Origin of the sequence: Enterobacter sp. DC4 (assembly GCF_000568095.1) — a bacterium.
GTDB lineage: Bacteria > Pseudomonadota > Gammaproteobacteria > Enterobacterales > Enterobacteriaceae > Enterobacter > Enterobacter pseudoroggenkampii.
Map to the genome: position 1 here is coordinate 149,744 of NZ_AZUB01000005.1, position 20,725 is coordinate 170,468.

Annotated in this window: 20 protein-coding genes and 1 other RNA gene; 14 read left to right on the forward strand and 7 right to left on the reverse strand. The window is 54.3% G+C overall.

Annotated features, from left to right (window positions below; translation table 11 throughout):
- Positions 1 to 14 precede the first annotated feature (14 nt).
- From garR to P349_RS08770, 13 genes are all read left to right on the forward strand, one after another.
- A complete protein-coding gene (gene garR / locus P349_RS08825) occupies positions 15 to 905 on the forward strand; it encodes a 2-hydroxy-3-oxopropionate reductase (RefSeq protein ID WP_032650346.1) in 891 nt (296 codons plus the stop codon).
- 59 nt (positions 906 to 964) lie between these two features.
- Positions 965 to 1,342: RNase P RNA component class A (gene rnpB / locus P349_RS25005), an RNA gene on the forward strand.
- Positions 1,343 to 1,867: 525 nt separating this feature from the next.
- A complete protein-coding gene (locus P349_RS26635) occupies positions 1,868 to 2,479 on the forward strand; it encodes a hypothetical protein (RefSeq protein WP_193745667.1) in 612 nt (203 codons plus the stop codon).
- Entirely contained in the window at positions 2,480 to 3,949 is a 1,470-nt protein-coding gene (locus P349_RS08815) for a PAAR domain-containing protein (protein WP_238550753.1), read from the forward strand.
- Positions 3,950 to 4,001: 52 nt separating this feature from the next.
- The gene (locus P349_RS08810; protein ID WP_227441845.1) at positions 4,002 to 4,346 is read left to right on the forward strand and encodes a hypothetical protein; all 345 of its coding nucleotides are present in this window, start codon (positions 4,002 to 4,004) and stop codon (positions 4,344 to 4,346) included.
- An 817-nt stretch (positions 4,347 to 5,163) separates the two neighbouring features.
- Positions 5,164 to 6,084 carry a transcriptional regulator TdcA gene (gene tdcA, locus P349_RS08805; protein ID WP_008501504.1) on the forward strand — a complete coding sequence of 307 codons (921 nt, stop codon included), beginning with the start codon at positions 5,164 to 5,166 and terminating at the stop codon, positions 6,082 to 6,084.
- A 101-nt stretch (positions 6,085 to 6,185) separates the two neighbouring features.
- Positions 6,186 to 7,175 (forward strand): bifunctional threonine ammonia-lyase/L-serine ammonia-lyase TdcB, encoded by a 990-nt coding sequence (tdcB, locus tag P349_RS08800; protein ID WP_024906393.1) that lies wholly within the window; start codon positions 6,186 to 6,188, stop codon positions 7,173 to 7,175.
- 9 nt (positions 7,176 to 7,184) lie between these two features.
- Complete coding sequence (gene tdcC, locus P349_RS08795) at positions 7,185 to 8,516, forward strand: threonine/serine transporter TdcC (RefSeq protein WP_024906394.1); 1,332 nt, start codon at positions 7,185 to 7,187, stop codon at positions 8,514 to 8,516.
- 30 nt (positions 8,517 to 8,546) lie between these two features.
- Positions 8,547 to 9,755, forward strand: coding sequence for a propionate kinase (gene tdcD / locus P349_RS08790; protein WP_032650482.1), 1,209 nt, complete (start codon positions 8,547 to 8,549; stop codon positions 9,753 to 9,755).
- 15 nt (positions 9,756 to 9,770) lie between these two features.
- Positions 9,771 to 12,065 carry a formate C-acetyltransferase gene (gene pflB, locus P349_RS08785; protein ID WP_032650342.1) on the forward strand — a complete coding sequence of 765 codons (2,295 nt, stop codon included), beginning with the start codon at positions 9,771 to 9,773 and terminating at the stop codon, positions 12,063 to 12,065.
- Between the two features lie 149 nt (positions 12,066 to 12,214).
- Positions 12,215 to 12,625 carry a Spy/CpxP family protein refolding chaperone gene (locus tag P349_RS08780; RefSeq protein WP_032650341.1) on the forward strand — a complete coding sequence of 137 codons (411 nt, stop codon included), beginning with the start codon at positions 12,215 to 12,217 and terminating at the stop codon, positions 12,623 to 12,625.
- 261 nt (positions 12,626 to 12,886) lie between these two features.
- Positions 12,887 to 14,218 (forward strand): amino acid permease, encoded by a 1,332-nt coding sequence (locus tag P349_RS08775; RefSeq protein ID WP_032650339.1) that lies wholly within the window; start codon positions 12,887 to 12,889, stop codon positions 14,216 to 14,218.
- A gap of 20 nt (positions 14,219 to 14,238) precedes the next feature.
- A complete protein-coding gene (locus P349_RS08770) occupies positions 14,239 to 15,543 on the forward strand; it encodes an L-cysteine desulfidase family protein (protein WP_032650338.1) in 1,305 nt (434 codons plus the stop codon).
- Between the two features lie 106 nt (positions 15,544 to 15,649).
- Here P349_RS08770 and P349_RS08765 read toward each other — a convergent pair whose 3' ends face one another.
- On the reverse strand, positions 15,650 to 16,351 hold the full coding sequence (locus P349_RS08765; protein ID WP_032650336.1) for a pirin family protein: 702 nt from the start codon (positions 16,349 to 16,351) through the stop codon (positions 15,650 to 15,652).
- Between the two features lie 104 nt (positions 16,352 to 16,455).
- On the opposite strand from P349_RS08765, the gene P349_RS08760 reads away from it, so the two are divergent.
- Positions 16,456 to 17,358 carry a LysR family transcriptional regulator gene (locus P349_RS08760; protein ID WP_032650335.1) on the forward strand — a complete coding sequence of 301 codons (903 nt, stop codon included), beginning with the start codon at positions 16,456 to 16,458 and terminating at the stop codon, positions 17,356 to 17,358.
- Between the two features lie 41 nt (positions 17,359 to 17,399).
- Here P349_RS08760 and P349_RS08755 read toward each other — a convergent pair whose 3' ends face one another.
- The 6 genes from P349_RS08755 to P349_RS08730 form a co-directional block, all read right to left on the reverse strand.
- Positions 17,400 to 17,765 (reverse strand): DUF805 domain-containing protein, encoded by a 366-nt coding sequence (locus tag P349_RS08755; protein ID WP_032650333.1) that lies wholly within the window; start codon positions 17,763 to 17,765, stop codon positions 17,400 to 17,402.
- 299 nt (positions 17,766 to 18,064) lie between these two features.
- A complete protein-coding gene (locus tag P349_RS08750; protein WP_032650332.1) occupies positions 18,065 to 19,051 on the reverse strand; it encodes a glutathione S-transferase family protein in 987 nt (328 codons plus the stop codon).
- Between the two features lie 71 nt (positions 19,052 to 19,122).
- The gene (locus P349_RS08745; protein ID WP_023309292.1) at positions 19,123 to 19,515 is read right to left on the reverse strand and encodes a DoxX family protein; all 393 of its coding nucleotides are present in this window, start codon (positions 19,513 to 19,515) and stop codon (positions 19,123 to 19,125) included.
- Positions 19,516 to 19,724: 209 nt separating this feature from the next.
- Positions 19,725 to 20,021: a YqjK-like family protein gene (locus tag P349_RS08740; RefSeq protein ID WP_024906403.1), complete on the reverse strand. Its 297-nt coding sequence runs from the start codon at positions 20,019 to 20,021 to the stop codon at positions 19,725 to 19,727.
- A 2-nt stretch (positions 20,022 to 20,023) separates the two neighbouring features.
- Complete coding sequence (locus P349_RS08735) at positions 20,024 to 20,416, reverse strand: phage holin family protein (protein WP_023333540.1); 393 nt, start codon at positions 20,414 to 20,416, stop codon at positions 20,024 to 20,026.
- 1 nt (position 20,417) lies between these two features.
- The gene (locus tag P349_RS08730) at positions 20,418 to 20,723 is read right to left on the reverse strand and encodes a DUF883 family protein (RefSeq protein WP_008503141.1); all 306 of its coding nucleotides are present in this window, start codon (positions 20,721 to 20,723) and stop codon (positions 20,418 to 20,420) included.
- Between the last annotated feature and the right edge of the window lie 2 nt (positions 20,724 to 20,725).

Genomic DNA, 20,725 nt, shown 5'->3' on the forward strand with positions numbered 1-20,725 from the left:
TGAGGATACAGATTATGACGCTGAAAGTGGGTTTTATTGGCCTGGGGATCATGGGTAAACCAATGAGTAAGAACCTCATCAAAGCGGGCTACTCACTGGTGGTATCCGATCATAATCCGCAGGCCGTGGCGGAGGTGATGGCGGCGGGCGCAGAAACGGCCACCACCGCCAAAGCGATTGCTGAGCAGTGCGACGTCATCATCACCATGCTGCCAAACTCACCGCATGTTAAAGAGGTCGCGCTGGGTGAAAATGGCATTATCGATGGCGCGAAGCCGGGCCTGGTGTTGATTGATATGAGCTCTATTGCGCCGCTCGCAAGTCGTGAAATCAGCGAGGCGCTAAAAGCAAAGGACGTCGATATGCTGGACGCGCCGGTCAGCGGCGGTGAGCCGAAAGCGATAGACGGTACGCTGTCGGTGATGGTCGGCGGTAATAAAGCCGTTTTCGATAGATACTACGATCTAATGAAAGCGATGGCGGGCTCCGTGGTGCATACCGGGGATATCGGGGCGGGTAACGTGACCAAGCTGGCAAACCAGGTGATTGTGGCGCTGAACATTGCCGCCATGTCCGAAGCGCTGACGCTGGCAACCAAAGCGGGCGTCAACCCGGACCTGGTCTATCAGGCCATTCGCGGTGGCCTGGCGGGCAGTACCGTGCTGGAGGCCAAAGCGCCGATGGTCATGGATCGTAATTTCAAACCCGGTTTCCGCATCGACCTGCATATCAAAGATCTGGCCAACGCGCTGGATACGTCACACGGCGTGGGCGCGCAGCTGCCGCTGACCGCGGCGGTCATGGAGATGATGCAGGCGCTGCGTGCCGATGGCCTGGGCACGGCCGATCACAGCGCAATTGCATGCTACTACGAAAAACTGGCGAAGGTGGAAGTGGCGCGTTAATCACGCCTTGCCCATACCTGAGGGTGACAGCGGCGCGCAAACCCTCTATACTGCGCGCCGAAGCTGACCAGACAGTCGCCGCTTCGTCGTCGTCCCTTTCGGGGGAGACGGGCGGAGGGGAGGAAAGTCCGGGCTCCATAGGGCAGGGTGCCAGGTAACGCCTGGGGGGGAAACCCACGACCAGTGCAACAGAGAGCAAACCGCCGATGGCCCGCGCAAGCGGGATCAGGTAAGGGTGAAAGGGTGCGGTAAGAGCGCACCGCGCGGCTGGTGACAGTCCGTGGCACGGTAAACTCCACCCGGAGCAAGGCCAAATAGGGGTTCACATGGTACGGCCCGTACTGAACCCGGGTAGGCTGCTTGAGCCAGTGAGTGATTGCTGGCCTAGATGAATGACTGTCCAACGACAGAACCCGGCTTATCGGTCAGCTTCAACTTCTTCTATAACAATACGTTGGTGTGTCTCAGATTTTCTAAGGCAAAACTGTGACACAGACTGTGATACAAAAGAGACACACCAACGGCTGTTCTATCCCCAACATCCTAAAGCGTGGCAATCGCTACAGCGTTCATTTCAGACTACCTTCAGGCGGTTTTTTCGCGTGTCTCTGGGCTGCGATTCAGCCAGTAGAGCAAGATTTATATCTTTCCGTCTCCCTATGTTCATTTCATTTGTAAAATCGTCCCGGTTTGAGCCAGCCCTACTATTGGATATCGTGCAGAAAAGGAGGAAATTAGAACAAAAATACATTGATGATTATTTACTCAGCATTCAGACCGCCTTCTATGTCGCAGCAAAAAATCCCCTCAAAAGTGCGTAGTACTATGCGAAAGTCAGGTTCGCTAGCTGATGAAAAACGTAATTTGTTTGAGTACCTACGTCACCAAGTCGAAACATTGTCCATACAGCAAAAGCTTCAATATTTCACAATCCGAATGAAATAACAGAAAATATTTACCGAGTGAATTATTTAAAACAATGTTTCAATTTTGGTGATAAACCGCTTTCGCGTGCATGGGTGTTATTTGTACAATGTGTCCGAGAACAGAAAAATTCACAGCAAGCAGAGGGACTTATGCAACAGTACACCAACGAACTCACTTCATCGGTCATCGCATCTTTCGATGCTCCCCGTTATACCGACCAGCAACTATCAGAAATGAATGTGGAAGCCCGCAATCTCATTATTGAACAGCAAGAATATGCCCGACACCATCCAATCACAGCCATCTATCGTGCAGCGGTTGCCGGAAGTCTTACTCTTCGGGGTGGCGTTGTCGATGAACCTAATCCGGATCCGAGTCAGGGCATGAAAGTCCAACTCGATAATGGTCAATGGGTCAGCATGGTTACAGAAGGTGCAACCGTGACCTATCCAGACGGGACTAAGGCCACCATTATCACCAGCGCCGGACAGTTAAGCGAATGGGAAGGTAAAGGGATCGCGCTGGTTGGTAGTTTACTTGATAACGGAGATCAAATTCTCAGCACCCCTGATTATAGATTGATGTTCTCTTTCCGCGAGGGTGAATCAATGCCAGATGATTTCCTGACTGTTGCAAAGGTGGCGTAAATGGGGGGAATGCGTCCAAACGTTTTAGGTCGTGGAATGGCGTTGTTTGGTGATCAGACTACAACTGGCGCAAAGCTAATCCCCTCACTTTCTTTCGGTAACATTCTGGGCCGTCGCCCGATTGTTCTGGGTGACAAGACCACAGCTTGCCCAAAATGCGGCAAAGAAGGAAAAGTTGTTGAAGGTGAGCCACACCGCACAATTCACCAGATCCCTGTTGCCGTGGACAAGTGCGTAGTTTTATGTGGCTGCCTCTCTGGATCTAACCGTATCATAGCCCCTTTGGGCTGGATAGGCCCAGGTGAATCCCCCTCTCAGGCAACAGCAAGGTATCTGGCAGAAGCGGCAACCGCAGCAGCCACTTTAGCTGCATCTCAACAGTCGCAGGTAGAACCAGAACAACACGCCCAAACAGCGAAAAAGAAAACAGGTATTGACGCAGGTTTTACCATTATTCCTTACGGCGGTACTACAGAAGCTTGGCAACGTCTGCTATTTACGGAAAACCCGCCAGCAGGCGTAAAGGAGCTATTCGCTACACTAAACGGCCCGGATAAAAGATATAAAGCGGGTTCTATCATGCTGGTAGTTGACCCCGATAAGCAGGATGAAGAGCAAATCTCCCATATGCGGGCCGCGAAACAACGGATTGATGCAGCATTAGCGCCGCTCTCCATCCAGCAGGCTAACTTCCTTTTCAAATATAAAGATACCATTGAGATGTTTGCAGCTGCTGCGACTACTGCAAACGATGCTGTTGGAAAGGCAGGAAGAGCGACGGAAGCAGCGAAGGGATATTTCGAGAGAGTCGAAAAAATTCTCGTCGAGATCGAGAAGACATACAAAAACCAGTACATCACAAGCGGCACACTGATCGGTGAACAATTCTTCGTTGAACGTCGTCGCTTATTTGGTCAACTTGAAAGCGTGCTGAAGATGTTCATGAAACATCGATTCATGTTCAACGAATACACCGATCTGAAAAGCGCCCTTGGCCTTTCCAGCCGTTCAATTACCCACCGCTGGAATGAAACTGGTGTTAGTGATATTGAAGGTTACGCAACCCATATCGAGAAGCTGGCGAAGTACGTTAAGTGGATGGAAACAGCCGGGAAGATCGGTATTGGTCTGTCTGCTTTGGATACCGCAGCGAAGATCATGGAAGCCTGCACCGTTGGCAGGGATTGCGCCAAAACCTCGTTTACTTCCATCGGTGAATTTTCAGGTGGCCTAGTAGGTGGAGCTGTGGGAGCTAGGATTATTGGCGCTGGCGCAGCAAATACTATTTGCGCTGTGGTTCTGGGGGCTGCAACCATAGAGGCAGGAGGAGCGGGAGCGCTGCTTTGCACGCTCAGTGTATCTGGCGGAATTGCATACGGAAGCGATAAAGCTTTTAGCTGGTCTGTCGGAAAAGCGAGCGAATCCATTGGGGAGGCCCTCGGTCTTTATGAGATTACCAGTGATGATTAGTATAAAAATGGTATCGGTTATAGCCACACTTACAGGATTGTTATTAGGTGTCTTGAGCATCGTCGTGTCCGTCTTAAACCGTAAACGGTTTAGCGAAATTTGCGTCCTGTACAAAAAAAAATATGGCAGCCTTCCTGATGCCGTCTTGCTGTTCGAAAACGTCAACACGCTTTACGTCAACATAGCCTATAGTACGAAAGTGCAGTTCATCTACATCCCTCTATTATGGAATCGCAGTTCAATCCTGACCAAAAACGATGACAAGGACTTCATCAGAGGACTTCCCAAACGGCTGATCGGACCTTTCTATGTCGAGATATATCTGGCTGTCGTCAGTCTAATCTTCTTTATCATTGGGGGGCTACTGATGGTAGCGATAGAGCGCGGTTGGGTGTAAAAGGCGCGTCCCTTAGCGGGCTTTACTCTATAACACTAAGTGCGATACAGTCTGCGACAAATGATAACCCCAGCGCCGCAGATGCCTGACGTATGGTTGAACGAACCCGGCTTATCGGTCAGCTTCAACTTCTCAGAGAACCCCGCTTCGGCGGGGTTTTTGCTTTCAGGGGGGTGTAGGCTGGGTAAGCGCAGCGCCACCCGGCACCAGACAAACGACATCAATTCTCATATTTGCGACATTAAGCACATTTCACTGTTTTTATCCCTTCAGTATCGTTCCTGTGCCTGCGGACGATCGTCATCACAAAATTTCACGCTAAAAAACTCGCCATTTTCAGTATTGATAATTTGTTATGATTGTTATCTTAATGATCGCGAAACTTTTCTCGTTTGATATGCATACATTGAAATCAAATACATTTCTCCCGTGAATATGTGACGTATTCCACTCTTTTCCGCCAGCCTGAAAATTCGCGTCGGAAAAATTTGATAAATTGAAAGAATGTTTCAAACAAATAGCGGTTATTTATTGGTCTTTAATTGCCTGAAATATCGCCTTTATTGATTTTTTACGGATGGAAAAATTTATCCGGGTTATCGCCATAAAATAAATTTATTACCGCTATTTTTGTTGATCAATATCAGCGTAGTAGCATATTTGTCTCTATTTATTGCTTTGATAAATAAGCGTTTTTATGGTTTTTCGCTGTGCGTGATAAAGGGTCTGGAAAGCAAATTGTGAGTAACAGCACATACCCCTTCAAACATTATTGAGTAGAATTCACCCCGTCATAGGGAAATAAGTGCAGAATATTATGAACACTATTATTCTACCGAAAACACAGCACCTCGTGGTATTTCAGGAAGTCATTAAAAGTGGCTCCATAGGTTCTGCAGCAAGACAGCTGGGCCTGACGCAACCCGCCGTCAGCAAAATCATCAGCGATATTGAGTCCTACTTCGGCGTGGAAGTGATGGTGCGTAAAAACACCGGCGTAAAACTCACTGCTGCGGGCCAGGTTCTGCTCTCGTACTCAGAGTCCATCACCCGCGAAATGAAAAACATGGTGAGTGAGATTAACAGCCTGAGTTTCAGCACCGTTATGGACGTCTCCTTTGGTTACCCGTCGCTGATCGGTTTCACCTTCCTGTCCGAAATGATCAAAAAATTTAAGGAAGTGTTCCCGAAAGCACGCGTCTCGATGTATGAAGCCCAGCTCTCATCTTTCCTTCCGGCCATTCGCGACGGTCGTCTGGATTTCGCTATCGGCACGCTGAGTGATGAAATGCTGCTGCAGGATCTGCACGTCGAACCGCTGTTTGAGTCCGAATTTGTGCTGGTCGCCAGCAAAACGCGAACGTGCACCGGCCCGACGACACTGGCATCGCTCACGCACGAGCAGTGGGTGATGCCGCAAACCGATATGGGCTACTACAAAGAACTTCTGACCACCCTGCAAGACAACCACATCAGCATCGAAAACATCGTCCAGACCGATTCCGTCGTCACCATTTATAACCTTGTGCTGAATGCCGATTATCTGACGGTGATTCCCCGCGACATGATTGCACCGTTCGGTTCTGACCAATTTATTGTGCTGCCAGTGGAAGATGAATTACCCGTGGCGCGTTATGCCGCCGTGTGGTCAAAAAATTACAGGATTAAAAAATCGGCGTCAGTATTAGTTGAGCTGGCAAAACAATATTCGTCGATGAATATCGAAAGACGACGATGAATAATTAGTACCCATTTTAAAAACACCCAGAGCGTTAACGTGTTAACGCACTGATACCCTGACTTTGCCTGAAAAGAATGAATTATTATAACGAGGATATTATGCATATTACCTACGATCTCCCGGTAACGATTGAAGATATTCAGGACGCCAGAAAACGACTGGCAGGAAAAATATATAAAACCGGTATGCCACGTTCGAATTATCTCAGCGAACGTTGTAAGGGCGAAATATTCCTGAAATTTGAGAATATGCAGCGTACCGGCTCGTTTAAGATCCGCGGCGCGTTTAACAAGTTAAGCTCGCTGACCGACGCTGAAAAACGCAAAGGCGTTGTCGCCTGCTCCGCGGGAAACCACGCGCAGGGTGTGTCCCTCTCCTGCGCCATGCTCGGCATCGACGGCAAAGTGGTGATGCCGAAGGGGGCACCGAAATCCAAGGTTGCCGCCACCCGCGACTACTCCGCCGAAGTGGTGCTGCACGGCGAGAACTTCAACGATACCATCGCGAAAGTGAGCGAAATCGTTGAGACGGAGGGGCGCATTTTTATCCCGCCTTATGATGACCCAAAAGTGATTGCCGGCCAGGGCACCATCGGCCTGGAAATTCTCGAAGATTTATACGACGTGGATAACGTCATTGTGCCTATCGGCGGCGGCGGATTAATTGCCGGGATTGCGACGGCAATTAAATCCATCAACCCGACCATTAATATTATCGGCGTACAGTCTGAAAACGTGCACGGAATGGCAGCCTCCTGGCAGGCAGGAGAAATAACCAACCACCGCGTTACCGGCACGTTAGCCGACGGCTGCGACGTCTCTCGTCCGGGGAAATTAACCTTCGAAATCGTTCGTGAACTGGTCGATGACATTGTGCTGGTGAGCGAAGACGATATTCGCAACAGCATGGTTGCCCTTATTCAGCGAAATAAAGTGGTGACGGAAGGCGCTGGCGCACTGGCTTGTGCTGCGTTATTAAGCGGCAAACTTGACCACTATATTCAGGGCCGCAAAACCGTCTGCATTATTTCCGGCGGCAATATCGACCTCTCCCGTGTTTCCCAAATTACCGGCTTCGTTGACGCATAAAGGTGACCTATGAGCAACACAGAAAGCATTATCGTTGGCCAGACAAAAACGTCCTCCTGGCGTAAGTCTGATACCACCTGGACGCTTGGCCTGTTTGGTACCGCCATTGGCGCAGGCGTGCTGTTCTTCCCCATTCGCGCAGGCTTTGGCGGATTGATCCCGATCCTGCTGATGCTGGTTCTCGCATTCCCGATTGCGTTTTACTGCCACCGCGCGCTGGCGCGTTTGTGTCTGTCCGGCAGCAACGTCTCCGGAAACATCACCGAAACGGTGGAAGAGCATTTCGGTAAAACCGGCGGGGTGGTGATCACGTTCCTCTACTTCTTTGCCATTTGCCCGCTGCTGTGGATTTACGGCGTCACCATTACCAACACCTTTATGACCTTCTGGGAAAACCAGCTCCAGTTGCCAGCGCTGAACCGCGGCGTGGTGGCGCTGTTCCTGCTGCTGCTGATGGCTTTTGTTATCTGGTTTGGTAAAGACCTGATGGTGAAGGTCATGAGCTTCCTGGTGTTCCCGTTTATCGCCAGCCTGGTGCTGATTTCCCTGTCGCTGATCCCTTACTGGAACTCGGCGGTGATCGACCAGGTCAACCTGAGCGATATCGCCTTCACCGGTCATGACGGCATTCTGGTCACCGTGTGGCTGGGTATCTCCATCATGGTCTTCTCCTTCAACTTTTCGCCTATCGTCTCCTCGTTTGTGGTCTCCAAGCGCGAAGAGTACGAGCCAACGTTCGGTAAAGAGTTCACCGAGCAGAAATGTTCCAAAATCATCGGTCGCGCCAGCCTGCTGATGGTGGCCGTGGTGATGTTCTTCGCCTTTAGCTGTTTGTTTACGCTCTCTCCGCAGAACATGGCGGACGCCAAGGCGCAGAACATTCCGGTGCTCTCTTACCTGGCGAACCACTTTGCGTCAATGTCCGGAACCAAATCGACGTTCGCGACGGTACTGGAATACGGCGCGTCTATCATCGCGCTGGTTGCTATCTTCAAATCCTTCTTCGGGCACTACCTGGGCACGCTGGAAGGTCTGAATGGCCTGATCCTCAAGTTCGGCTACAAGGGCGATAAGAAGAAAGTTTCCGTTGGCAAACTGAACACCATCAGCATGGTGTTCATCATGGGCTCCACCTGGGTTGTGGCCTACGCCAACCCGAACATTCTCGACCTTATTGAAGCCATGGGCGCACCAATCATCGCCTCTCTGCTGTGCCTGCTGCCGATGTACGCCATCCGCAAAGCCCCAGCTCTGGCGAAATACAAAGGGCGTACCGAGAACATCTTCGTTACCGCGGTCGGCCTGCTGACCATTCTGAATATCGTTTACAAACTGTTCTAACCCATTGCTCAGGAAGAGCGGAGTCACATGATGATTGAGTTTCCGGTTGTACTGGTAATTAACTGCGGTTCGTCCTCTGTTAAGTTTTCGGTGCTCGACGCCAGCAGCTGCGATGCCCTGATGACGGGCATTGCAGACGGCATCAACACCGAGAAGGCCTTTATTTCCGTGAACGGGGGTGAGCCAGCCAGACTGGCTCACCAGGACTACGAAGGGGCGCTGGCTGCCATCGCCCTGGAGCTGGAGAAGCGTGACCTGATGAGCAGCGTGGCCTTAATTGGCCACCGCATTGCGCACGGCGGCGACCTCTTCAGCGAGTCGACCCTGATTACGGAAGCGGTGATTGCGCAGATCCGCCAGGTCTCTCCGCTGGCGCCACTGCATAACTACGCTAACCTGAGCGGCGTGGAAGCCGCAGAGCGCTTGTTCCCGGGCGTGCAGCAGGTCGCGGTATTTGATACCAGCTTCCACCAGACGCTGCCGCCGCAGGCGTATCTGTACGGATTGCCGTACCGCTATTTTGAAGATCTGGGCGTGCGCCGCTACGGCTTCCACGGCACCTCTCACCGCTACGTGGCCGCGCAGGCGCATACGCTTCTCGGGCTGTCCCCCGATGACAGCGGCCTGGTGATTGCCCATCTCGGCAACGGAGCGTCCATCTGCGCGGTGCGCAACGGCGAAAGCGTGGATACTTCCATGGGGATGACCCCCCTGGAAGGGCTGGTAATGGGTACGCGCTGCGGCGATGTGGACTTCGGCGCGATGGCGTGGATTGCCCAGCAGACCGGGCAGTCGTTCGAGGATCTGGAGCGCGTGGTCAACAAAGAGTCCGGGTTGCTGGGGATCTCCGGCATCTCCTCCGATTTACGCGCGCTGGAGAAAGCCTGGCACGCTGGCAATGAGCGGGCGCAGCTGGCTATCCAGACCTTCGTTCACCGTATAGCGCGACACATTGCCGGGCACGCTGCGTCGCTGCACCGCCTCGATGGGGTGGTCTTTACCGGCGGTATTGGCGAAAACTCGACGCTTGTCCGCGCGCTGGTGGCGGAACATCTGAACGTGTTCGGCATCCGCCTCGACGACGCCAAAAATGCCCTGCCGGGCAGCGCGGGTGAGCGCGTGATCTCCACCGAGTCGTCCCGCGTGGCCTGCGCGGTGATCCCTACCAACGAAGAAAAAATGATCGCGCTGGACGCCCTCCGTCTTGGGAAGGTTACCCCGGCTGCGGCTTACGCCTGATAAAGCGAGAAACACATGAAAGTAACAATCGATACGGGCGTCGCGCCCTACAGCGACGCATGGGCCGGGTTTCGCGGTGAAGAATGGAAAAACGCCGTCAACGTCCGCGATTTTATTCAGCATAACTACACCCCTTATGAAGGCGATGAAGCTTTCCTCGCGCAGGCGACGCCAGCAACGACGGCGCTGTGGCAGAAGGTAATGGTCGGCATTCGCCAGGAGAATGCCACCCACGCCCCGGTGGATTTTGACACCAACATTGCCACCACCATTACGGCCCACGGGCCGGGCTATATCGACCAGGATCTGGAGACGATCGTCGGCCTGCAAACAGATAAGCCGCTCAAGCGCGCCCTGCATCCGTACGGCGGGATCAACATGATCCGCAGCTCGTTCGAAGCCTATGGCCGGGAGATGGATCCGCAGTTTGAATATTTCTTTACCGACCTGCGCAAAACCCACAACCAGGGCGTGTTTGACGTCTATTCGCCAGAGATGATGCGCTGCCGTAAGTCCGGCGTGCTGACCGGCTTGCCAGACGGCTACGGGCGCGGACGTATCATTGGCGACTATCGCCGCGTGGCGCTGTACGGGATTGCTTATCTGGTGCGCGAGCGTGAACTCCAGTTTACGGATCTGCAGGGCAGGCTGGAGCGCGGTGAGGATCTGGAGGGGACGATCCGCCTGCGCGAAGAGCTGGCAGAGCACAAGCGCGCGCTGCTACAGATCCAGCAGATGGCGGCGAACTATGGCTTCGATATCGCACGCCCGGCGATGAACGCCCAGGAAGCGGTGCAGTGGCTCTATTTTGCCTACCTTGCCGCGGTGAAATCCCAGAACGGCGGGGCGATGTCGCTGGGGCGTACGGCCTCGTTCCTTGATATCTACATCGAACGTGACATGCAGGCAGGAAGGCTGAATGAAGTCCAGGCGCAGGAGCTGATCGACCACTTCATCATGAAGATCCGCATGGTGCGCTTCCTGCGCACGCCGGAGTTCGACACGCTCTTCTCCGGCGATCCGATCTGGGCGACGGAAGTGATCGGCGGCATGGGGCTGGACGGGCGCACGCTGGTGACCAAAAACAGCTTCCGCTATCTGCACACGCTGCACACCATGGGGCCAGCACCTGAGCCGAACCTGACGATCCTCTGGTCTGAACAACTGCCGATCGCGTTCAAGAAATACGCCGCGCAGGTGTCGATCGTCACCTCTTCGCTGCAGTATGAGAACGACGATCTGATGCGTGCGGACTTCAACAGTGACGACTACGCCATTGCCTGCTGCGTCAGCCCGATGGTGATCGGCAAGCAGATGCAGTTCTTTGGCGCGCGCGCTAACCTCGCCAAAACGCTGCTGTACGCGATCAACGGCGGGGTGGACGAGAAGCTGAAGATCCAGGTCGGTCCTAAAACCGAGCCGCTGCTGGACGACGTGCTGGATTACGACACCGTGATGGCGAGCCTCGATCACTTTATGGACTGGCTGGCGGTGCAGTACATTAGCGCCCTGAATCTCATTCACTACATGCATGATAAGTACAGCTACGAAGCCTCGCTGATGGCGCTGCACGACCGGGACGTCTATCGCACCATGGCCTGCGGCATTGCCGGGCTGTCGGTAGCCGCGGATTCCCTGTCGGCCATTAAATATGCCACGGTGAAGCCGGTGCGCGACCATACCGGACTGGCAGTCGATTTCGTGATTGAAGGGGATTATCCGCAGTACGGCAATAACGACGACCGCGTGGACAGCATTGCCTGCGACCTGGTGGAGCGCTTTATGAAGAAAATTCAGGCGCTGCGGACCTACCGCAACGCGGTGCCAACCCAGTCGATCCTGACCATCACCTCCAACGTGGTTTATGGCCAGAAGACCGGGAACACGCCGGACGGACGACGCGGCGGCACGCCGTTTGCCCCAGGCGCGAACCCAATGCACGGGCGCGACAGAAAAGGGGCGGTGGCCTCGCTAACGTCGGTTGCCAAACTGCCGTTCACCTATGCGAAAGACGGGATTTCCTACACCTTCTCCATCGTGCCGCAGGCGCTTGGCAAGGACGAGCTGGTGCGCAAAACCAACCTGGTGGGGCTACTGGACGGGTATTTCCATCACGAAGCCTCTATTGAGGGGGGGCAGCATCTGAACGTCAACGTCATGAACCGGGAAATGCTCCTCGATGCCATCGCGCACCCGGAGAATTACCCGAACCTGACAATCCGCGTTTCAGGTTATGCGGTGCGGTTTAATGCGCTGACGCGCGAGCAGCAGCAGGATGTGATTTCGCGAACCTTTACCCACTCTATCTAAACGTGAGCTCTCATGCCCCCTCAATGCAGGGGGCCTTTTTTTGTCCGCTAAACATACAAAATTGTTTATATAATTACTCACACATATTCATCCGCTCTTGAAAAACAATACCCCTGCTTTTCCCTATAACAGCATGTAAGGACAGTAAGATGATGAAAATGACCCGTGTTGCGCTGGTCGCCGCCTCGCTGGCAGTGTGTAGTTTTACGGCACAGGCCGCGAACGTTGAGGCTGCTCCGTCTCCATCGCAGGATCCGCTGGTGCAGCACCTGAAGCTCAGCAATGAACAAGTTACGAAGATTGAAGGTCTGCATAAGCAGCTGGAACAAAATGTCAGCAAGATCCCGATGACGGGCGTGAAGGACGGCGCGCTGATCGACATGTTCCAGGCGGGCAAATGGGACGAAAGCACGGTGAAAAGCCAGCTTGCCGCCTTTAGCAAAATTGAAGAGCAGACCCGTTATTACCGCGTGAAATATTACTTCGACGTCAGCCAGGTTTTGACTCCGGAACAGCGTAAACAGATTAGAACGGATATGGCTAACGCGCTGGCTAACTGATTTCCTACCCGCGAATGCCGCGGGTTTTTATTTCTTGATCGGCGTCACTTTTAGAAAATTAGCTTTTAATATCCCACTTCAGAAGCAAAATTTCCTCCAGAAGCAGAATATCCTTATTAATGTTGTGACATTTTTCTCCCGCTCTCCGGATATGATCTTCCCACACCAATAACACTCACCTGCAACCATCTGAATCGTAATCGCTGGCGATCGGAAACTAATAAAAACAACTGTTTACCCTACAAAATAAGCGAGTGCCCAATGGATACGGCAACAAACAGCAGTGTGATTGTGAGTGATTCCCCCGCGGCAAGGCGGGCGGGAATGAGTGAAAGCGAGTGGCGAGAGGCGATTAAATTCGACAGCACCGACACGGGCTGGGTCATCATGAGTATTGGGATGGCTATCGGCGCGGGGATAGTTTTTCTCCCCGTGCAGGTCGGATTAATGGGGCTGTGGGTATTTTTGCTCTCATCAATAATCGGCTATCCGGCCATGTATTTATTCCAGCGTCTGTTTATTAATACGCTGGCGGAATCACCGGAGTGCAAAGATTACCCGAGCGTAATTAGCGGTTATTTGGGTAAGAACTGGGGCATTTTATTAGGCGCACTCTATTTCGTGATGCTGGTGATCTGGATGTTTGTCTATTCTACGGCCATCACCAACGACAGCGCCTCGTATTTGCATACCTTCGGCGTGACCGACGGTTTGTTATCAGATAATCCGTTTTACGGTTTATGCCTGATCTGCATTCTGGTGGCCATTTCGTCGCGCGGTGAAAAGCTGCTGTTTAAAGTCTCCAGCCTGATGGTGCTGACCAAATTATTCGTGGTAGCCGCGCTGGGGCTGTCAATGATTGGCCTCTGGCATTTAGCCAACGTGGGCATGCTGCCGCCGCTGGGACTGTTGATTAAAAACGCCATCATTACGCTGCCCTTTACCTTAACCTCCATTCTGTTTATTCAGACCCTGAGTCCGATGGTGATCTCATACCGTTCACGGGAAAAATCGGTGGAGGTGGCGCGCCACAAAGCGCTGCGGGCGATGAATATTGCCTTTGGCATCCTGTTTGTGACGGTCTTTTTCTACGCCGTCTCCTTCACGCTGGCGATGGGGCACGATGAGGCGGTTAAAGCCTACGAGCAGAACATTTCGGCGCTGGCGATTGCGGCGCAGTTTATCAGCGGTGATGGCGCGGGCTGGGTCAAAATCGTCAGCGTGATCCTCAATATCTTCGCCGTGATGACCGCGTTCTTCGGCGTCTATCTCGGCTTTCGCGAGGCGACGCAGGGTATCGTCATGAACATCCTGCGCCGCAGAATGCCGGCTGAGAAAATCAATGAAAACGCCGTCCAGCGCGGGATTATGCTGTTCGCCATCCTGCTGGCCTGGAGCGCGATAGTCCTGAACGCGCCGGTGCTGAGCTTCACCTCCATTTGCAGCCCCATCTTCGGCATGGTGGGCTGCCTGATACCTGCATGGCTGGTCTACAAGGTGCCAGCCCTGCATAAATATAAAGGCGTATCGCTGGTGATTATCGTCATCACCGGACTGCTGCTTTGTGTTTCTCCTTTCCTCGCATTCTCCTGAGGGTAATTAAGGTCGTAACGATGTCTGAGCAAACTCATCCTTTATGGAATCAATTTATTCGAGCGGTGCAGGAAGAAGTGAAGCCTGCCCTTGGGTGTACCGAACCCGTCTCTCTGGCATTGGCCTGTGCGATGGCCGCAGACCTTCTGCCGGGGGAGGTCACACGGATTGAGGCGTGGGTCTCGCCGAACCTGATGAAAAACGGGCTGGGCGTGACGGTACCGGGTACCGGTATGGTCGGGTTACCGATTGCGGCGGCGCTGGGCGCGATTGGCGGTAACGCGCACGCCGGACTGGAGGTGTTGAAAGATGCCACCGCCGATGCACTGGTCCGCGCCAAAGCCCTGCTTGAGGCAGGGCAAGTGCAGGTAAAACTGCAGGAGCCCTGTGATGAGATCCTCTATTCCCGCGCCTGCGTTCATGCCGGGGATCACTCGGCGATGGTGACCATCGCGGGCGGGCATACCCGAGTGGTGGAAGTGGTTTGCCAGGGGGAAACGCGCTTTACGCTTGACGATCAACGGTGCCAGACGAATGACGATCCGCTGGCGGTGCTTTCAACTACTACACTGTCGCAGATCCTGGAATTTGTCGAGCAGGTGCCGTTTGAGGCGATCCGCTTTATCCTGCAGGCAGGGCGGCTGAACGATGCGCTCTCCCGCGAAGGGCTCAGCGGGAAGTGGGGGCTGCATATTGGCGCAACGCTTGATAAGCAGCGCGCGCGCGGATGGATGGCGCAGGATCTGGGGTCAGATATTGTAATTCGTACCAGCGCAGCCTCGGATGCCCGCATGGGCGGCGCGACGCTGCCGGCGATGAGCAATTCGGGCTCTGGCAATCAGGGGATCACCGCCACTATGCCGGTGGTGGTCGTGGCTGAACACGTTCAGGCTGACGACGAAAGGCTGGCGCGGGCGCTGATGCTGTCGCATCTGTCGGCGATCTATATCCATTATCAGCTTCCGCGCCTGTCCGCACTGTGTGCGGCGACAACGGCGGCGATGGGCGCTGCGGCGGGCATGGCGTGGCTGATGGGGGGCTGTTACCAGACCATCGCGATGGCGATTGGAAGCATGATCGGTGACGTCAGCGGGATGATCTGCGACGGGGCGTCAAACAGCTGCGCCATGAAGGTCTCAACCAGCGTCAGTAGCGCCTGGAAAGCGGTGATGATGGCGCTGGATGAGTCGGGCGTAACGGGCAACGAGGGGATTGTGGCGCACGATGTGGAGCAGTCAATCGCAAACCTGTGCGCGCTGGCGTGCCGCTCGATGCAGGCCACGGACCGGCAGATTATTGAGATTATGGCGAGTAAGGTGTCGTGATTTAATCCAACCCGTTCCCCCTCATCCTGGCCCTCTCCCCAAATGGGAGAGGGAACGATCGAGCCCCTCGCCCCTTTGGGGAGAGGGGTTGGGGTGAGGGGGATTTTTAAACCGGCAAATCAATCAGCAGCGCGCGCAGCGGCGTATCCGCCACCAGGGTGATATTCGCTTCATCACGAATAAACGCCCCGTCGCCGCAGGTTAGCGCTTCTTTCTCTTCCGTATGCGTCACCGCATGCACCGTACCGTGAATAGACTGCAAATAGGCGCGCGGGCCATGAAGCTGGAAGCTTGCCTGTTCACCTTTCTTCAGCTCGATATGGTGCAGCCACACCTGCTGACGCAGCTGCAGGCTCTCTTTGCTGCCATCAGGGGATGCAATCAGCTGCTGTTTTTCGTCCGTTAAATCTATCTTCTGCACCAGCGGATTTTCCCGCTCAGGGCAGGCGTCCAGCCACAGCTGCATGCGGGTCAGCGTTTTGTCTTTGCTGAGGTTATGCTCGCTGTAGCTGATGCCCGGCTGCGTGGAAATTAACAACGCTTCGCCAGCCTTTGCCTGGACATGATTGCCCTCGCTATCGCGGTATTCTGCCTCGCCTTCCAGGATCAGGTTCAGGATATCGACTTTCGGGTACGTACGCGGCTGGAAGGAGGCGCCCGGGGCGAGCACTTCCTGGTTCAACACGCGCAATGAAGCGTAACCGAGGAGTTTAGGGTCAAAGTAGTGTCCAAAGGAAAAGGTGTAGCGGGCCTGCAGCCAACCGAAATCGGCTTGTCCGCACTGTTTAGCTGTTCTTGTCGTAATCATAAACTTGACCTCTCTTTACACTAAAACAATGGTAAAGGTATGGACGCTGCATTGTTAGCCAGATATTCTGCCTGGTATGTTCAAATTTCCTGAATGAGAACGAGATGGCTAAAGAGAGAGCATTGACGCTTGAGGCGCTTCGCGTCATGGACGCGATTGATCGGCGCGGCAGTTTTGCGGCGGCGGCAGATGAACTGGGGCGCGTTCCGTCTGCGCTGAGCTACACCATGCAGAAGCTGGAGGAAGAGCTGGACGTCGTGCTGTTTGACCGCTCCGGCCATCGAACAAAATTCACCAACGTCGGGCGGATGCTGCTGGAGCGTGGCCGCGTGCTGCTGGAGGCGGCGGACAAGCTCACCACGGACGCCGAAGCGCTGGCGCGCGGCTGGGAAACCCATCTGACGTTAGTTACCGAAGCGCTGGTGCCGTCAGAAGCGCTGTTCCCGCTGGTGGACCGCCTGGCAGCGAAGGCCAATACGCAGCTGTCGATCATCACCGAGGTGCTGGCAGGGGCGTGGGAGCGTCTGGAGACGGGCAGGGCGGATATCGTCATTGCGCCGGACATGCACTTCCGCTCATCGTCAGAAATCAACTCGCGCAAGCTTTACAGCGTGATGAACGTCTACGTTGCCGCCCCCAACCACCCGATTCACCAGGAGCCGGAGCCGCTCTCTGAAGTCACGCGCGTGAAGTATCGCGGCGTGGCGGTCGCGGATACCGCGCGCGAGCGTCCGGTGCTGACGGTGCAGTTACTGGATAAGCAGCCTCGTCTGACGGTGACCTCGCTGGAAGACAAACGGCAGGCGCTGCTGGCAGGTCTGGGCGTGGCGACCATGCCGTACCCGTTTGTGGAAAAAGATATTGCAGAAGGGCGACTGCGGGTCGTGAGCCCGGAGTATACCAGCGAAGTGGATATCATTATGGCGTGGCGTCGCGACAGCATGGGCGAAGCCAAATCATGGTGCCTGCGCGAAATACCCAAACTCTTCGCCCACCACAATAAATAAACGAGTAGGCCCGGTAAGCGTCAGCGCCACCGGGCGTTATTTTACGCGCCGACCTTAGGATCGGGGCCAAAGCGGTTTTCGCCCGGCGTCCCGCTCTGGCAGTTGAAAATCAAAATCACGATCCAGCCCACAATCGGGATCAACAGCAGCAATAGCCACCACGCTGAACGATCGGTGTCGTGCAGTCGACGGAACAGCACCGCCCATGATGGCAGAAGGACCAACAGGCCATAAATGGTGGTCAGCACGCCTTCACCGCCAGCCCGCTCCCAGCCGAGAATTTTATCCACGATGCCCAGCACCATAATCAGGACGAAGTTCACCAGAACAAACATCCAGTACTCTTTGCGGCGGGCGCGGCCACCAAATCCAATGTAGTTGCGCAGTACTTTTAAATACCAGTCCATTTTCCTTGCCTCATTAGTCAGTCAATCACTTGTTTTCTAAGCGATCGAGGTAAGGATAGATGGAGATTGTGAATTAAAAAAGGGCATTTACCCGTCATACTTCAAGTTGCCTGGGCGTTGGCTTGACTCGGCCTGTGGCCTCGCCCCTTCGGGGCCAGCGCAAGCGCTGTTCAAACTGGCCAGGCCAGTTTGTCCTCGCTCACCCCAGTCACGTACTAATGTACGCTCCTGGGGATTCGCTGCGTCGCCGCCTTCACGCAACTTGAATTATTTAGGGTATTGATTGATGTCCTTAATATTTATCCAAAACGGACGTCGCGCCCGTGAGGTTCATCCAGATCCTGCCACGGCCCAATGGAGATAATGCCCGTCGGGTTGATGGTCTTGTGGCTGCGGAAATAGTGGGTGCGAATATGGTCGAAGTCGACCGTCTCCGCGATGCCCGGCATCTGGTATATGTCGCGCAGGAAACCATACAGGTTCAGGTAATCGCTGATGCGGTGCTTGTCGCACTTAAAGTGGGTGACATAGACCGGATCAAAGCGAACCAGCGTGGTCCACAGGCGAATGTCCGCTTCCGTCAGGCGATCGCCCGTCAGGTAGCGATGCTTGCCCAGGAGCTGTTCCAGGCGTTCAAGCGATTCAAACACTTTTCCAACCGCTTCGTCATACGCTTCCTGGCTGGTGGCGAAACCGGCCTTATAGACACCGTTGTTGACGTTGTCGTAAATCCAGCTGTTCAGCTCATCAATCTTATCGCGCAATTCAACCGGGTAGTAATCCCCGGCGCGGGCGCCGTGGGCATCAAATGCGGTATTGAACATGCGGATGATTTCCGCAGACTCATTGCTGACAATCGTCTGGTTTTTCTTGTCCCACAGCACCGGCACGGTCACGCGACCGGTGTAATGCGGATCGGCGCGCAGATAGAGCTGGTACAGGAAATCGTGGTGATACAGTTCGTCGCCGGTCGCCGCAGGGAAATCACTGTCAAACGTCCAGCCGTTTTCCAGCATCAACGGGTTGACGACGGAAACCGGAATGAAGGATTCAAGACCTTTAAGCTTGCGCACGATCAGCGTGCGGTGGGCCCACGGACAGGCAAGGGAAACATAAAGATGATAACGGTCTTTCTCAGCCGCGAAGCCGCCTTCACCGCTAGGGCCTGGCGCACCATCGGCGGTCAGCCAGTTACGGAAGGCCGAAACAGAGCGTTTAAAGCGACCTCCGGTGGATTTGGTGTCATACCAGACATCCTGCCAGACGCCGTCTACGAGTTGTCCCATTTTTTCTCCTCCGTCAGATAGCAAAAGCGAGGAGATGTCTCCTCGCTTTGTGTTCATTCAGTATAGCGTGCTTACCATTTCTTATTCAGAACGCGGTCGATGCTGTATGCGCCCGGGCCAGTGACGGCCAGCAGCAGGAAGCCACCCGCGATGGTCAGGTTTTTCATGAACATCAGAGAGTTCACGCCTTCCGCAAAGTTGCTGTGGAAGATGAATGCCGTCAGCACGGTGAAGCCTGCAGTAAACAGCGCGGTGGTGCGGGTCAGGAAGCCGAACAGTACCGCCAGGCCGCCGCCGAACTCAAGAAGAATGGTCAGTGGCAACAGGAACCCCGGAACGCCCATGGCTTCCATATACTGCTGGGTACCCGCATAACCGGTGATTTTTCCCCAACCTGCCACGATGAACAGAATTGGCATCAGAATACGCGCTACCAGTACACCAACATCTTCTAATTTTTTCATTTTACTCTCCAGGAAACCACATCAGCGGCTGAACGTTATTTGTCTGCAATTCCGGGTAGATACCGCGTCGTTGCTGTCGATGGAGAGGATAATAAACGGGGCGGGTGGCAATTGTTAGCAAGGAAAACTGTCAATCTTTTTCAAAGATATTGAGTAAGGGAGGGGGAGAGAATATTGCCGGGTAAGCGCAGCGCCACCCGGCGAGAAGGCTAGCGTAATTGCTGCTGCCGCAACGTTGCTTTCACCAGACGCCAGGCGCTCCAGGCACCAAATCCACGACGCGCCCAGCGGATCAGCATGTTCGGATGACGAACGGACCAGATAGCCATCACGCTGCTGCCGACCAGCGCCCATGAACGCAGGCTCAGGACGGTATTCCAGCCCCGGTCAAACCGTCGCGTCGCGTCAATCCAGTCGCGACGGCTGGCAGACAGGTCCAGCCGTTGCTGCTGGATCTGGCTTAGCAGGTACGCTTTTCGCTTTTGACGTTCGGCTTTACCGCTCACGGCTAGTCATCCTCCAGCAGGGCGCGATCGTTCGCCAGCTCCTGACGCGTATGGCGTAGGAATGTGGACTTGCGCGCTTTACGCAGCGTCCAGATACCGCCGATCAACGCGGCGACCAGCAGAACGACGGTGGTGGCAATCATCGCGTTAAGACGATACTGCGGGTCAATGGCCCAGATGATTAACACCATCAGGCTCATCAGGCCAAACGCGGCGAAGAGCATGGTCAGCCCGAGCATCAGCAGCATCTGGAAGAGGTTCGCTTTCTCCTCTTCCAGCTCGACCACTGCCAGCCGGACGCGCGTTTCGGCAATCCCGACCAGCGTCGTTAAAATACGCTGGCCGATGCCGAGGACGTTGTTAGCAGGCCCTTGTGCGTGACGAGGATCTTCCATATCAACGACGCGTCAGCAGGACACCCAGTACCACACCCACTGCGGCACCAATCCCTACACCCGTCCATGGATTATCACGCACATATTCGTCCGCGCGGGCAGCCGCTTCACGGGTCTGTTTCGCCAGTGCATCACCGGTTTCACCCAGGCGATAACGGCTCTCCTTCAGCGCTTGCTCCGCCTTGCTGCGCAGCTTGCTTACCTCTTCTTTTGACTTGTCAGCAGAGGAGTTCAGTACCTCTTCAAGGGTATCGGCCAGGGATTTCAGTTCAGCGCGCAGATGTTCAGACGTCGTATCTTTTGACATGA

Excerpts from the sequence above, each read along its gene's own strand:
- garR (WP_032650346.1), top strand. The coding sequence starts at position 15 with ATGACGCTGAAAGTGGGTTTTATTGGCCTGGGGATCATGGGTAAACCA.
- P349_RS08815 (WP_238550753.1), top strand. The coding sequence starts at position 2,480 with ATGGGGGGAATGCGTCCAAACGTTTTAGGTCGTGGAATGGCGTTGTTT.
- tdcA (WP_008501504.1), top strand. The coding sequence starts at position 5,164 with ATGAACACTATTATTCTACCGAAAACACAGCACCTCGTGGTATTTCAG.
- tdcB (WP_024906393.1), top strand. The coding sequence starts at position 6,186 with ATGCATATTACCTACGATCTCCCGGTAACGATTGAAGATATTCAGGAC.
- tdcC (WP_024906394.1), top strand. The coding sequence starts at position 7,185 with ATGAGCAACACAGAAAGCATTATCGTTGGCCAGACAAAAACGTCCTCC.
- tdcD (WP_032650482.1), top strand. The coding sequence starts at position 8,547 with ATGATTGAGTTTCCGGTTGTACTGGTAATTAACTGCGGTTCGTCCTCT.
- pflB (WP_032650342.1), top strand. The coding sequence starts at position 9,771 with ATGAAAGTAACAATCGATACGGGCGTCGCGCCCTACAGCGACGCATGG.
- P349_RS08780 (WP_032650341.1), top strand. The coding sequence starts at position 12,215 with ATGATGAAAATGACCCGTGTTGCGCTGGTCGCCGCCTCGCTGGCAGTG.
- P349_RS08775 (WP_032650339.1), top strand. The coding sequence starts at position 12,887 with ATGGATACGGCAACAAACAGCAGTGTGATTGTGAGTGATTCCCCCGCG.
- P349_RS08770 (WP_032650338.1), top strand. The coding sequence starts at position 14,239 with ATGTCTGAGCAAACTCATCCTTTATGGAATCAATTTATTCGAGCGGTG.
- P349_RS08765 (WP_032650336.1), bottom strand. The coding sequence starts at position 16,351 with ATGATTACGACAAGAACAGCTAAACAGTGCGGACAAGCCGATTTCGGT.
- P349_RS08760 (WP_032650335.1), top strand. The coding sequence starts at position 16,456 with ATGGCTAAAGAGAGAGCATTGACGCTTGAGGCGCTTCGCGTCATGGAC.
- P349_RS08755 (WP_032650333.1), bottom strand. The coding sequence starts at position 17,765 with ATGGACTGGTATTTAAAAGTACTGCGCAACTACATTGGATTTGGTGGC.
- P349_RS08750 (WP_032650332.1), bottom strand. The coding sequence starts at position 19,051 with ATGGGACAACTCGTAGACGGCGTCTGGCAGGATGTCTGGTATGACACC.
- P349_RS08745 (WP_023309292.1), bottom strand. The coding sequence starts at position 19,515 with ATGAAAAAATTAGAAGATGTTGGTGTACTGGTAGCGCGTATTCTGATG.
- P349_RS08735 (WP_023333540.1), bottom strand. The coding sequence starts at position 20,416 with ATGGAAGATCCTCGTCACGCACAAGGGCCTGCTAACAACGTCCTCGGC.
- P349_RS08730 (WP_008503141.1), bottom strand. The coding sequence starts at position 20,723 with ATGTCAAAAGATACGACGTCTGAACATCTGCGCGCTGAACTGAAATCC.